This window comes from Paenibacillus sp. FW126-R14, from assembly GCF_058789495.1.
The window spans coordinates 1-13240 of the sequence record NZ_JBYTBS010000054.1 but is presented as its reverse complement, the minus strand read 5'-3'; the positions used below and the strand labels follow the sequence as shown (position 1 = coordinate 13240).

Annotated in this window: 13 protein-coding genes and 2 pseudogenes; 6 read left to right on the top strand and 9 right to left on the bottom strand. The window is 39.4% G+C overall.

The window, feature by feature from the left end:
• Positions 1–168: 168 nt before the first annotated feature.
• The 5 genes and pseudogenes from AC3WRW_RS26220 to AC3WRW_RS26200 all read right to left on the bottom strand — a co-directional run.
• Positions 169–471 (bottom strand): hypothetical protein, encoded by a 303-nt coding sequence (locus AC3WRW_RS26220; protein ID WP_492549176.1) that lies wholly within the window; start codon positions 469–471, stop codon positions 169–171.
• Between the two features lie 221 nt (positions 472–692).
• On the bottom strand, positions 693–1115 hold the full coding sequence (locus AC3WRW_RS26215) for an SMI1/KNR4 family protein (protein ID WP_492549175.1): 423 nt from the start codon (positions 1113–1115) through the stop codon (positions 693–695).
• 11 nt (positions 1116–1126) lie between these two features.
• Positions 1127–1750: a hypothetical protein gene (locus tag AC3WRW_RS26210; RefSeq protein ID WP_492549174.1), complete on the bottom strand. Its 624-nt coding sequence runs from the start codon at positions 1748–1750 to the stop codon at positions 1127–1129.
• A 196-nt stretch (positions 1751–1946) separates the two neighbouring features.
• Positions 1947–2408, bottom strand: a complete 462-nt coding sequence (locus AC3WRW_RS26205) for an NUDIX domain-containing protein (protein WP_492549173.1) — start codon at positions 2406–2408, stop codon at positions 1947–1949.
• 55 nt (positions 2409–2463) lie between these two features.
• Positions 2464–2712, bottom strand: a pseudogene (locus AC3WRW_RS26200) (NUDIX hydrolase); the annotation flags it as partial.
• Between the two features lie 634 nt (positions 2713–3346).
• On the opposite strand from AC3WRW_RS26200, the gene AC3WRW_RS26195 reads away from it, so the two are divergent.
• The 4 genes and pseudogenes from AC3WRW_RS26195 to AC3WRW_RS26180 all read left to right on the top strand — a co-directional run bounded on the left by AC3WRW_RS26195 (position 3347) and on the right by AC3WRW_RS26180 (position 8403).
• Positions 3347–4579, top strand: coding sequence for a M16 family metallopeptidase (locus AC3WRW_RS26195; RefSeq protein WP_492549172.1), 1233 nt, complete (start codon positions 3347–3349; stop codon positions 4577–4579).
• A 780-nt stretch (positions 4580–5359) separates the two neighbouring features.
• Positions 5360–5602 (top strand): hypothetical protein, encoded by a 243-nt coding sequence (locus tag AC3WRW_RS26190; RefSeq protein ID WP_492549171.1) that lies wholly within the window; start codon positions 5360–5362, stop codon positions 5600–5602.
• Between the two features lie 306 nt (positions 5603–5908).
• Positions 5909–7055 (top strand): annotated as a pseudogene (locus AC3WRW_RS26185) (IS110 family transposase).
• A gap of 1051 nt (positions 7056–8106) precedes the next feature.
• Complete coding sequence (locus AC3WRW_RS26180) at positions 8107–8403, top strand: hypothetical protein (protein WP_492549170.1); 297 nt, start codon at positions 8107–8109, stop codon at positions 8401–8403.
• 412 nt (positions 8404–8815) lie between these two features.
• Here AC3WRW_RS26180 and AC3WRW_RS26175 read toward each other — a convergent pair whose 3' ends face one another.
• Both AC3WRW_RS26175 and AC3WRW_RS26170 read right to left on the bottom strand, forming a co-directional pair.
• Positions 8816–9076, bottom strand: a complete 261-nt coding sequence (locus AC3WRW_RS26175) for a DUF3977 family protein (RefSeq protein WP_492549169.1) — start codon at positions 9074–9076, stop codon at positions 8816–8818.
• A gap of 419 nt (positions 9077–9495) precedes the next feature.
• Positions 9496–10068 carry a hydrolase gene (locus tag AC3WRW_RS26170; RefSeq protein ID WP_492549168.1) on the bottom strand — a complete coding sequence of 191 codons (573 nt, stop codon included), beginning with the start codon at positions 10066–10068 and terminating at the stop codon, positions 9496–9498.
• A gap of 126 nt (positions 10069–10194) precedes the next feature.
• On the opposite strand from AC3WRW_RS26170, the gene AC3WRW_RS26165 reads away from it, so the two are divergent.
• Together AC3WRW_RS26165 and AC3WRW_RS26160 are read left to right on the top strand one after the other, a co-directional pair.
• Entirely contained in the window at positions 10195–10398 is a 204-nt protein-coding gene (locus AC3WRW_RS26165) for a TetR/AcrR family transcriptional regulator (protein WP_492549167.1), read from the top strand.
• 39 nt (positions 10399–10437) lie between these two features.
• Positions 10438–11082, top strand: a complete 645-nt coding sequence (locus AC3WRW_RS26160; RefSeq protein ID WP_492549166.1) for a hypothetical protein — start codon at positions 10438–10440, stop codon at positions 11080–11082.
• 312 nt (positions 11083–11394) lie between these two features.
• Here AC3WRW_RS26160 and AC3WRW_RS26155 read toward each other — a convergent pair whose 3' ends face one another.
• Both AC3WRW_RS26155 and AC3WRW_RS26150 read right to left on the bottom strand, forming a co-directional pair.
• A complete protein-coding gene (locus tag AC3WRW_RS26155) occupies positions 11395–11994 on the bottom strand; it encodes a hypothetical protein (protein ID WP_492549165.1) in 600 nt (199 codons plus the stop codon).
• A gap of 170 nt (positions 11995–12164) precedes the next feature.
• Positions 12165–12713: a DUF3221 domain-containing protein gene (locus AC3WRW_RS26150; RefSeq protein ID WP_492549164.1), complete on the bottom strand. Its 549-nt coding sequence runs from the start codon at positions 12711–12713 to the stop codon at positions 12165–12167.
• Positions 12714–13240: the final 527 nt, after the last annotated feature.

The following is a 13240-nucleotide window of genomic DNA, read 5'->3' as shown; positions in this document are numbered from 1 at the left end:
GGGATAAAGTGCTTGTCACCCGGCAGCATTCCGTATCTATTTATACACTCACTAAGTGCTATTACTATACGATACAGTGGCGCAAAAAAGAACCACCTAGCAATCGCAAGGTGGCTTGATTTAAAGTTAAAAGGCATGAGCGCCGATCAAGGGATAAATCTATTTACTTTAACGCTTTTCTAGTTCGCTTAAAAATAGTCCTTTGGCTTTGTTAACAATTACTTCTAAAAGATTTGTATCAACAAATCCCCACGAATCAAATGTATTTATAATACCCTTTAATTGAGCGTAAGCAGTCAATAATTCAATTCTAGAAACATCCGTAATTTTAATTTTCTTTTGTACCAAACCATGTAAAATTCTAAAACAAATGATTTGTTCGCCGTTAACACTCATTGCCTCAGTTCCATCATGAAGTGCTTCAATTTCTTCGATTTCTTCATCAGAAAAGTAATTTTCAGGCTTACTCATTGCTCGTACCTCATTTCAATTTGGTTAAATCAATAAGTCATTTTCTTTTCCCAGGATTTGCAGAGGTAGAATTCTTAGTTTTCCATATTCAAATTGCACTATGAACAACTTTTTAGGCATAACTGGCTGTTACCTAAAAAAGAAAGGAACAGCTGCTTGCCACGGCGATCTACTCCCTGGTTATTATGCTAACGTTATCCGTTAGCACAACTATCCGTGTCCTACATTAAATCGAGAGAAAATAATTTTTCCAGAAAATCATCAAAGCTTGATGCGATGTAATAGTCTACAAGATCTTCATCATAAAAGTACACAACTGATGGATCTGTTATCGAATTTCTATAGTCCAAACACAAATAACCATGATTCTCAACACTGATAGGTAAAATCATTTTATACGATTGATAGATATCTCTATTATGATCGCTAAAAGCTAACTGCTCTTCAATTATGTTTATATGTTCCTGGAAGTTAATTGCTACTTTATCTAAAGGATAAAACCTACCCGTGCAAACAGATTTTGTGCCGGTTTTCTTTTCAAATTGAATTACGTTTTTATGTAATTCCCCACCATTCTGAATGCCTAATAATTCTATATAGCTTTTTGGTAATTTGTATCCCAGACTTGTTTCAACTTCACCCACAATATTTAAAATTAGTTTAATCCCATGAGTATTTGTTTTGCATAAGAATCCCAGTCTGCTTTATCGGTGTTTATCTCTAATGTGGGGATAAGCGATTGTTTAGTACACATACGAAGCTTTTCCTGATCCTCTAAAAACTTCTGACATGCCTCTGTTACTGTGGAGTGGTTTTTCATTACGAAGGATTTCCAAGCTTCGCCCCGACTTTCAATATATCTAGACTCAACAACATCTTGGGATAAGGTTAAAAGCACACAATGTGCATTCAGCCTTGATAAACGTTTTTCCATCATTTCAATTTCTGCAGAATTTATAAAGGCCGCTCGATGATTTACATTGAACCTCTCTAAAAGAAAAAATACACCTTTGGATGGTTTCGTATGACCAAGTGAATCCATCCATTCGAATTGCTGCTCAAGATAATCAACATGACGATTTAAAAGCTGAATATGTTCATCCTTGTTCATGGATCTTAATATACCATGGTATGAATGCAAAACTTGCGAATAGTGTTCACTTATTGCAATTAAAGTCTTTTCATCATTGTTTGTTTGGCTATGTAATCTCTTTATTGAAGAAAATACTGATGTTTTTCCTGTGGTAGACAATCCTTCAATAATTACTCCCCGAATCATATTTCACCTCACGCTATAACCTTATAAGTTCCACTATAATTGAAATATTCGATAATTGGTTAAACTATCTCGCCGTTAATTCAACGGGCAACGGCAGCCAATCATATGCCAACTGCCGTCAGGTCCTTTTTGAACTGTTCCCCGTTAGAGCTTAGTCAATCTCTTTCTTGAGCGAGCTTGCCATCCTAATCGGGTCTCAGTTAATAGTTATCACTTCAATACTTTCCACGTCTAAGTCAAAAAAATGGTATTGGGTCACTTTATTTTTAATCCAATCTTTTAATGGCAGGACTTGAGGCCGGAAATTCAAATATGCATCAAGTTCCTTGATAGGAACAAAGCTTACTTCGCTTATCTCATTATCAGGGTCATTGTTGACAGTAATATTTCCATCAATAATATCAGCTGAATAATAAACTTGAAGATACTGCCCCCAGTCAGACCTTTTAAACTCCGTTACAAATGCTACATCATTTAGTTTCACATTAAGACCTGTTTCCTCTTTTGCTTCTCTGATCGCTGCTTCTGAAAAGACCTCTCGTTCGTGGGTACCGCCTTTTGGCAAACTCCAACGGTTATTATTTCCCTTTACTAGTAGAATGGCGTCACCATTTCTAATGATTACTCCAGTTGCTAATCGATGAGATGGTGGATACAAAACAAATCACTCCTATTTATGAGATTTACAATTGTTCTTCGTTAGTTCATTTATACTAACCGAGTAATCTGAGCTTATCTTCAATTGACCTTTTACTATCCTCATCCCATACGACGGATATCTCAAATGTTCCCTTTTCGAAAAATAGGGGTAATCTACGTTTAAACCACGGCTGCATCGGTAAGTTTGTAGCATCACTAATATCAACCCAGCGCAACTCTCCTTCAGGTGGATTCGTAAGTAATTCCCCTTCAAATTTTGTAACCAGATAATTGAAGACCATATATCTATAATTGTTTTTTGGCACGATTTATTAGTAGGATCTTATCCTCATATTGCACTAAACACATTGTATATAATCCGCACTCATTTTTAACCGACATTTTCTTCCCCCAAGTATCTTGTAGTAATTGGTATTTCTACATTGTTACAGGAAATCCCTTCAATTGGAAGTAACCTGCCCTTTAGCTTAATAGGCTGCGCTGCCGCCTGGTTTCATGGAGTTCTCGTATCCTTAAGGATAATAAAGCAGTCCGTTGATTGCTCTAATTCATCATTTACAAATGCCCTATAACGGACAAGCACTCTCCTGATAACTTCAGCATATCTTTAAATAACCCAAAAACGCTCATAATCAGTTTGGAATTCATGAATCCTTCCTTTATAACACTTAGTAATATCCTCAATCAATTGTCCTGTTTCAAGGTATAATTTATTAATACAGACTCTAATATTTCGAGTAGTTCCTTATCCTCAGCGTTTGTAACATCTATATTGAAGAGTGCATGATCCTGATTTCCTCATTCGACTCGAACATACCAACGCTCCTACAGGTATGAGCCAAAATAGTGTAATATAGATATATATTAGCACGGAAGCCAACTACGAAGGTTCCCTCCGGAAAATTCATAATGCAAAAAGTAAAGGGGGATCTGCGCATGGAGATCATGACATTAAAAAATCATTTACAAGTCGTGCTGAAGCCAGATTCGTCTTCGCGCAGTGCGGTTTTTGCCTACGCGATTAAAGCAGGATGCAACATGGAAGTAGGCGTCCCTGCCGGGACTGCTCATTTTCTCGAACATATGCTCTTTAAAGGCAGCGCCACGAAAACGGCAAAGAAGATTAACCAGGACGCCGCGGACCTCGGCACGCTTCCCAATGCCTATACCTCGGAGGATGAAACCAAGTACTACATCCAGGTGCAAAGCAAGTACGGCATGGAGGCGCTGGACCTTCTATCGGACTTTTTTTGGCAACCGGCGCTCCCGGAAGAAGAAATCGAAAAAGAAAAGCAGGTCATCATCGAAGAAATTCATATGTATGCCGATCAACCCTCTTCGGTTTCCGGCGAGGTGCTCGAAGGTCTGTTGAAGCGAAGCTCGCTTCTGGGTACTAAGAAAAGCGTGCGGAAGATCCAGCGCTCACATCTCCTTCAGTTTTATAACGCGCACTATCACACAGGCGCTGTGATCTTTGTAGCGACGGGCAATTTTGATGAATTTGCGGTGCTCTCCTATTTGGAACGCCTAAAAGTTCATCAGCCGAAGGATCGTGCCGAGCAGGAGAGGCGTGAATATGATCTGCAGCAAAAAGAGGCGGTTGTCAAACGCAGCGTCAAACAGGCGCATATTTCATGGGCAATTCCGGTAGCAGGTTACGGGAGCGGCGATGAGCCGGCGCTTGAAGTTATTGCCACGATTTTAGGAGCTCATGGAAATGCGTCTTCTCGTTTGTATGATGAGATTCGTGAAGAAAAGGGACTCGCGTATGCAGTCGATGTGGATTACGAGTCTTTTCATGATCACGGCTACCTTTTGGGATATATGGGACTGCCGGCAACGTACGTAAACGAGGCAAGAAAGATTCTGTTTAACCACCTGGCGGATCTGGAGACAAGTCTCGTCAGTGCTGCGGAGCTCCGCCGCGCCATTGCCTGTTTGACCGGACAGCTGGTAATCGGTATGGATGATGTGCTCACTCAAAATGATTCTCTGAGTTATAGTACACTGTATGGACTGGAGTTTGATGTTGATGCTTTCGTAGCCAATGTAGAGGCGGTGACCGCAGATGAGGTACTGCGGGTGGCGCAGAAATATGCCTTGGCTGGGAACATCTATGTGGCATCCGTGGTGCCGAAGACATGGAGCGCCATCGAACAACTTTATTAAAACCCTGTTAAAATTCGGTGTGATTTTTCAATATGGAATCACAAGTGAACAACTAATATTGGAATTTTATTAAATACAACTTCTCTTATTGATAATACTGCCGTGTTCTCCGAATCATTGAATTTCCATTTCTTCTCTATTAAACTCCCTCTAACAATACCCTTTTTGTTTGAACTAATCTGCCCGTTAGTTGAGCGCCGCCGCGTGAGTCTAATACTTTATTTTCTCAGTCTAGCACTATATTTCTCAGTCTAAAACTTTATTTTCAGTATACACAGTCAGTCGTCAATCTCCTTGTCTAATGACACAAATTTCCCCACATTAACTATATCTATCCCTAAGTTAGTACCAATTTCAGCTAGTTCCTGCGTACTTGGTTTCATTGGACTTCTCCTCTAGAATATTTTATCTAGTGTAGAAACGACCATTATTGATTATTCTTGTATTTGATTAAACTTTCCTGTTCTTTTAAAGAAATTCCTTTAAATGATGGTTGGCTACATGGACAGCTATTGTATGATTTTGTGGCTGCCGCCTGTAGTTAAGCGTGAAGACTTATAAAAAATTTGATATTTGATTGAATAAATCAACAGGGAACGGATGTTTAAGTGTGCTGGTTCTTGATAAAACTAGTCGTATGCGTCTGCTTACAAAAATGAACGGCAGGCTTGTTCGGAGAAGGTTATTCACTCCTTTTTACAGAAATATAAGAAGTCAGATCCGCATCGAGCCAACCATTTTCCAAACCTCATGCGAAGGAGTGACAGAAGGAGTGACAGGATGAAAATTTATCATTTGAAAAATGTAGAAGGTTTTCTTGAAGTTTTGGACCAGTGCAAAGGGACAGTTGAACTCGTCAGCAAGGACGGGGACCGATTAAATTTAAAGTCAAAATTGAGTCAGTACGTGGGGTTAAGCAAGTTATTTAAAGAAGTCAGAAATCTGGATTTAGAACTTGAAATCGTCGCGCACGAGCCGGAAGATGCCGATCGGTTATTTCATTTTCTGATGGAAGGCGTCTAAGAACGTGTGAGTCCATGTTATTCAGCTTTTAAAGAACGCTAATCACTTGGAGATCCAAGCGTTAGCGTTTTTTTGTTACGGGGATTTTGAGAACTACCGCTCTATTGCTTGACAAATAGATGACTTTCAAGTCAATTAAGAAAAGGATAAAATCGCTATACAATAATTTAATAGGCTATCGTTATCCGTTAGATTCCTGTAGATGGATAAATTTCAGCTTTGTAAAAAAACGAGCGCCTCGGTAAGATGGAAGTACGCAACGGGTCAAAAGCCCTTTAATTCCATCATCCAGGAGGACGCTCTACTATGAAGTTTAAATCACAAGATAAGCAAAATCAACTCATTGAAAACATTACCTTTCATCATATTGTTGTTGGTGTAGACATTGCTCAGGAGGCCCACGTTGCCAGAGCGGTTAACTTTCGAGGTGTCGCTCTTGGTAATCCTTTAGTGTTTAGCAACGACGAAGATGGTTTCAAGTCCCTCGACCGTTGGATTCGCGACTTGCTAGCTTCATTTAAATTATCTCAGGTTATCGTTGGTATGGAACCGACTGGCCATTACTGGCTAAGCCTTGCCGGGTGGCTCAAAAACAAAGCTATTGAAGCCGTACTTGTTAATCCTCACCTTGTTAAAAAGAATAAGGAAAACCGCGGCAATACTCGCTCTAAAAGCGACAAGAAAGATGCATTAGTTATTGCCGACATGGTGAAAAACGGCTACTACTCCCCTGTCCGTTTCCACTCGTCTGAGTATGAAGAGTTACGAACTCTCATGGCTAACCGCGAAACTGTCGTTAAAAGACTCGTAAGTACCGTCAACCAGATCCACCGCTGGGTCGACATTGTTTTTCCGGAACTCAGACATGTCTTTAAGATTTTAACTTGCAAGGGGGCATTGTTAACGCTTCGGCTTTTTCCGCTCCCATCCGACCTTTGTAAACTGAATCCTGACGATGTCATTAAGGGATGGCAGACTTCCATGAAGCGGCATTCTGGTGTGCGTAGAGCCCATCTTCTCGTCGATCTCGCCAAGAAAACCATTGGTTCCAAACAAGCTTCAAACGCTTACAGGCTCCATTTGGAGCAGCTTCTTGAGGAACATGACTTAGCAACAAAGTGGAGATCTTCGAGGTTACGCACAAGGAAATGCCTTGCTCCACCACGCAGGTCTCAATATAACTGAAGCAAGCTCAGGTAAATGGAAAGGACAATTGACGCTTAGTAAACGTGGCCGTCCACGACTGCGACACTTTCTCTATTTAATCACGATGAGCATGGTTATGAATAACAAAGAGTATAAAGCCTTACATCACCATAATGTTGAAGTGAAAAAGCTCAAAAAGATGAAATCTATCATGAAGTTATGTGGAAAGTTAGCTCGGCTCTTAGTCGGAGTGGTTCATAGTGCCGAAGGCTACAATCCAAACAAAATCTCTGCGCTAGCAGCTTAAAACTAAATCTCATCTCACGCAAGTTGGCGTATTCGCAGGAGACAAAAGAAAGCAAGGAGTATCGGGATACGTTAAACAAAAGGGCTCAGACCCATTCCGTTAGAAAGACCGACCTCCACCCCTTGGATAGATGTGACGAAGGAATGAAAGGGCTATAGACCCGTCGAGACATGGGAGTGAAAATCGCTAAGGGCACCGTGGAGAATACGTGCAGTATTTGGAATGAACTGGGTGATTCAACTCCACCTCTATTCCCGCATGCCTTTTTAACGAAACACCCTAAATAGATCTCGCTCCTTTTCATTCAGCATCGAAACCTAAAGGATGAAATCCTGCGAATAGACGAGCTTGCGTGAGGAAATTAGATCATACCGAGGGAGGTTAACCCCGAAATCGCTACTTGCGGCGAGCAATGCTCCCTGTAACCAAGTAAATCATTGAATTCCTGCTGTTCCGAAAGTATTATTTATCACTCTCTTATCGTTATCCCACTTGAAATAAAAGGGGCCAGTATTTATATTTTTAGCACTGGGCTCCCTTTAAAATCTTGCCATATGATTGTGTCCCTATGTTGCTTCAATTGGCACAACTTCATTCATTGTATAGTGTACAAACCATTTTCCTAGTTCCGTTAAATGGTATTCTTTCCCAGCGTCGAATGCAGAAGTCATTAATCTACTTGGTATAGATGTTTTTTTTCTTGTTTTTTAACTAAGATTCATCAAACGAAAGCAAAGCAACATCACATGCTCTAATACTTATCTTCTCTAATCCTAATGTTGGATCACCATTAGGATTACGCTTCCTGCCGTAAAGTCAAGCCTTGCAACATCCCAGCAACACTTCGCCACAAAAATACGTCCGCCTGCCTCCCAGTAGGAAAAGGACAAGAAATTGTATCCATAAAAATAAAAGACCGCGTAAAACGCGGCTTCTTATGCATATATGTTCTTGTCCTCTTACAAAAACATCAAGGTACTATATAAAGTTAGTACTGATAAATAACTCACTGGTTATATATACTTGATTTACAGAAAGCGAGGTCGCGCATATGAAGATACTTGGATACTTAACAACGTTAATATTCGGTGTACTTGCTGGTGTAATACTTGGTGTTGTATATCTCATCTTTGCTTATCTCATTCTTATTTTAAGTATCGCTTCTTTAAGTGAATATGAAGAAATTCTCACAAGTATATATCTTTATTACCTGCCGATTATTATTCTTTTTATTGCGCTTATCCTAAGTCAATATAAGTTTTTTATTATTATACTAATCGCTTTTCTTACAGAAGCATATCTATGGCATCTTTGGACAGAAAGCTGGGGACAGGCACGGTTATTCTAGATCCAGAGCTATTGCAATTTTAATCTGATAGATTTTACTGAGTCCCTTCAACCACTTTTCAATTGGATACACATCAACTATTGGAGGGTTGAGAGTTTATACAAAGAATTTTACAGCCTCCGTTAGCGTAATGAACCTAGCCGAAACGTTTTCTCTATAGTTTTTTTAATTATCCCATTCAAAATAAAACGGACCTATATTAATTTTTATTCCAAATCACCAACCATGGGCAAACTAATAACTGGTATCTATAGTACATTAGTTCGAACGGGTACTAAAGCAGGAAGTAATCAATCATGAGTTTTTAATATTCATCAGTTAACCAAGTGATTTCCCTCAATAATTAAATCAGCAAACCCTGTATTTTTATTCCTTTTTGGAACTGGTTATTGCGCTATCGTTATACGTTAGTCTAACTCCGAGATTCACCTTCACTTAGATAACTTGTTAATCCAAAGATAAGCTTAAAAGCGTTCCGTGGCTTTTTCATTCTTTTTAAACCTTCAACTGAGTCCCAAATGAACACTGTTTTACCTAACCAAACTCTAAAATAGATGGAGTGAGGAATAATAGGTTTAATAATACCCTTTTGCTCGTACTCTGACCCATCAGCAAGCTCTACTTCCGTACGTACGATCCACGTATTCCCTATACCAACCTCGATATATTTCAAATAGGTTACCTCATTCTCTACTAATAGGTGCCATCTTCACATTAACACATATCGGAAGTAATCTGCCCGTTAGCACAACGCGGCTGTCGTTTCATGCTAGCAACCGCGTTGTTTTTAAATTGGTGCCTTTCTCGAGTTCATCCCGCCTTGGATCCTGATAACCACTTGGGTTTCCACAATATATTCCATTGATCACTAGCTGGCACTGCAAATTCATTTCCCCCTGCACGAGATCTGGGTACCCCAAAAGATAAATGCATAAATTCATCCTTGGAATTTGCCCTCCCCATGTCATGCTGGTCTATGCCCTTAAATTCCTTCCCAAACCTTTTCCCTGAAGTTCATCTTCGTCTTGTTGATACTGTGCGGATTACCCCTTGATCCAGTGGTGATAGATCAAAGGGCACGTCTTATTAGGTTTAAGCTTCAGCAAGGGCGGAGATGATTTCATTTGTTGTCCGAGTACGACCGATGCGTGGAAAAATAAAATCTTTCACGTAATCGTGTTCGGCTTGAGAAAACCCAGTCATGGCATCGATTGCCAAAATCAACTGGTACCCATGCATAAACGCTTCTCGCGCGGTGGTGTCCACACCAAGCCCGGTAGCAATGCCACATAAGACAATGGTGTCGATTCCACGGCGGCGCAACTGCAGGTCGAGCTCCGTTCCGTAAAAAGCTCCCCATTGCTTCTTGGTGATGATATGGTCTGTCTCGGTGACCCGCATTTCCGGGACGATTTCATCCCATCCCTCAGGCAGATTCAGTGGTGGCGCTGGTGAATCCAACTTCGGTCTTGGGATATCCTTCAGATCCTTGCTAGATACCCGGACTAGGGCAACCATCGAGCCTTGCTCACGGAAAGCATTTGCCAAGTCGGCAGCTTTAGATATCACCTGCTCGGCGGAATAAGGGGCATATTGATTGCCTAGCCATTTTTGCAAATCGATGACAACCAACGCTGCTTTTTGTGGATCCAATAATTTTTCCATTCCGTATGTTCTCCTCATCCTTAAAATATGACTTATAGTTTTATAATTTAAACTTAAGTTCATTTGACTCGATGTTTTAAATTTTGTACCATTGTTCATGATTCGTCAAGTGGGGAGATTTTGTTAATGAGTGTGACAAAGGAAGAGGTTGTAAAATCGGCGACCAAGCTTTTTAAGGAACGGGGGTTCCTTGCGACGACGATTCAGGATATTGCCGAGGATTGCGGTATTGCAAAAGGATCCGTATATAAATTCTTCCCTTCCAAGGAAGACCTATTCAGCATGGTGTTTGATCAATGCCATAACGACTATTTTGATCAAGTCGATTAGCTGACGCGCCTTCCTGGACTTTCGCCGGAAGATCAATTTGTGCAGCAGATTATTCTGCGATTCCGTTATTTTATAGAGTACAAGCATATTCTGATCGAATTCACGGAGCTTCCCATCCAACAGGATCCTAAGTTCCAACCGCTTAGACACAAGGTTAGGGGGCGGCTCATTCGATGGCATAGTGAGTGCTTGCTGCATGTGTACGGCGAAGAAATCCATCCGTACCTGTGGGATTTAGTCTCTATCTATCGAGCTATTCTGAAGGAGTATCTATTTTGGATTGTTTATGAAGAAAAGTCATTATCGCTCGAGGAAACGGCAAAGTTCATTTTGGACAAGCTCAATGTGCTCGTTAAGCATATGAAAGCTTCCGATCTGAAGCCTCTACTGAAACAAGTTTCGTTCGAAAGGTATTTAAACTGGGGGCTCGAGAACCGCCAAGGGGAAAAAGAGCAGATTCTAACCGAACTGTTCAGGGAGATGATTTCTGCCCTAAACGCTCTTCCCTCCGGCGCCGAACATCGTTCGGAGCTGAGAAAGCTTTGTCATTTTATCCAGACGGAGGTTATAAAAGCGGAACCGAATTTCCCGTTGTTACAAGCTTCGCTATACTATTTGGAAAGAGAGAAGGAGCTTAAAAGTCTGGTTATCCAGTTAAGGAATATTATTCATTCGGGTATTTAGAAAGGTTCGTAGTCCAAACTGAGGTACATTCGCGAAATTGTTGGTACAGGTTCAGAGCGCTGGTTATGCACTTAGTGGCACCGACCATCGCTCTATTGTTTGAGATCATTATGTGTATGCTATTGCAAATAACTGTCCAATAGCAGCATTGGCGTAAAACTATATATTTATGCCAATTTAAAATGTACCAGCAATTCTTATTACACAAAGAAACTCAAGCTCCCTCAATATATATATTTAATTATGAGAATATTCTTACCTTCCTGGATATTTTCTACTCTATTAGCACAGAACTTATGACATAACCTTAATTTAATCAGTAATTTTTTTAAGCTCAAAAATGGTTGCCTCAGATAACAAGATAAGCCTATCGTTATTAACAACAAAAAAACTTACACTTACAGGTATGCTTTGTTTTGTTGAAGGGTCACTTATAACTATTGCTTTTACTACATCATTTATATTTAAGTCTGGGATATCTATTTTATAAAATCTATAAAAAGAGTCAGAGTTATAGCATGTCGCTGTAATCTCATACAATGGTTTTTTCAGCTCATATTGATATTTCTTATAGTTTTTTAGTCCTTTTGATGAAAAAAAGTCTTTTTCGATTATAATTTCATCTCCAATAAATTTTTGCCCTGTTGGATATTCAGAAGCATCATTATATGAATTTGCAAATCCTAAAAGCTTCTCAACTTTCCAAGTTCCATAGAAATATTTTTCGGTTTCGTTATCCAAATTTATACGTTCTACAGTGCAATATTCGGATGTGTTTTTTGGAATAATAGACTCATCCTTTTCAGGTTTAGGCTCACTAGAAGTATTTGGACTTGATGTCATTTCAACATTTCCACAAGCCGATGCTAGCATCAACATTATCATAATACAAACCAATAATATTTTTTTCATATTTCACACTCCCACTACAGAGTTATGTTTTCACCTTTTTACTCGCTTGCTAACTACACGATTTGCTCTATTGCGATATCCTCCCGTTACTTGAAAAAAGGCAACCCAACCACCTGGGCTGGCTGCCTTTTCATGTTATTATTCAACTCTCGTTCTACGTAAGATTAATGTTATTTATCTAGAATTTGCACACTATGTTCTTCAATTGAACTATCCGTAATAATTGCACTTTTGTATCGAATAGTCCAAACCGCTGATTTTTCATCATAAACTACTTCATTGATAACAAAGATGTTGATACTTGAAATATCCTTGTTTAACAATGCTTTGCGTATTACTTCGTCTTGAGACAGGATTGCTTTTTCAGGTTTTTGTATTTTGGTTATGGTGACCTTCGAAGCTTTTCCTTGAGCAGGGTAAGAGGTTGCTATGGCACCTTCAAACCAAACATTAACGTGTTGTCCAACCTCTACATCTTGGGGCATATTTGAAACCCAAATCGCATCGTAGAACTCTTTTCTCGTTTGATTTATTTCTCTACTTATCGAACTAACCACTAAGGCTCTTTGATTTTCAATCTTGGTAATATAACCCATAAGTTCTGCTGAACTGGATCTATTAGTTTCCGCTAATGGAGATTGCTTAGGTTCGATTTTGTTGGTACAAGCATTTAAAAAAAGTGATGTTATTAAAATGAATAATAAACAAAGTTTTTTCAATTGATAGTCTCCTTTGCGTCAAAAAGCCGCGATTTACGCGGCCTCTAATGAGAAAATGTTCTTGTCACCGAACAATTATTCTCGAGAGAGCAATACCATTATATTGCTCTCTCGAGAATAATTCTTGCAACGATGAAAAATTCTCATTACATGGTTCATTCTGCATGTTCATTGCAAGTACCCTACCCTTTATTCCAACAAGATAGAGATCTACTGACTGTACGGCATCTGGTGATCTCTTTTGAAGTAAAGTGTCCCTTTACCTTAATGACCGCGACCAGTCCTACAACTTTATTTTAATTGGTTCATTAATGCTAGTTACAAGCTCGTACAAATGAAAAGCCCAAATGAAATGAATAATAAAAAACAACCAAAATAGTACTCTCTTCTTCTTCCAAAGCCAAATTAGCAGTATGATAAAAAATCCATCTAGAATTATTCCAAAAATATAATTTAATATAAATATTTTAGAATTAGGAGGTATTTTTAACCCTAAAAATCTAATAAAATCTGTAATATAAATGAAT

Coding starts and splice junctions, on each gene's coding strand:
- AC3WRW_RS26220 (WP_492549176.1), bottom strand. CDS start 471: ATGAGTAAGCCTGAAAATTACTTTTCTGATGAAGAAATCGAAGAAATT.
- AC3WRW_RS26210 (WP_492549174.1), bottom strand. CDS start 1,750: ATGATTCGGGGAGTAATTATTGAAGGATTGTCTACCACAGGAAAAACA.
- AC3WRW_RS26195 (WP_492549172.1), top strand. CDS start 3,347: ATGGAGATCATGACATTAAAAAATCATTTACAAGTCGTGCTGAAGCCA.
- AC3WRW_RS26190 (WP_492549171.1), top strand. CDS start 5,360: ATGAAAATTTATCATTTGAAAAATGTAGAAGGTTTTCTTGAAGTTTTG.
- AC3WRW_RS26180 (WP_492549170.1), top strand. CDS start 8,107: ATGAAGATACTTGGATACTTAACAACGTTAATATTCGGTGTACTTGCT.
- AC3WRW_RS26170 (WP_492549168.1), bottom strand. CDS start 10,068: ATGGAAAAATTATTGGATCCACAAAAAGCAGCGTTGGTTGTCATCGAT.
- AC3WRW_RS26165 (WP_492549167.1), top strand. CDS start 10,195: ATGAGTGTGACAAAGGAAGAGGTTGTAAAATCGGCGACCAAGCTTTTT.
- AC3WRW_RS26155 (WP_492549165.1), bottom strand. CDS start 11,994: ATGAAAAAAATATTATTGGTTTGTATTATGATAATGTTGATGCTAGCA.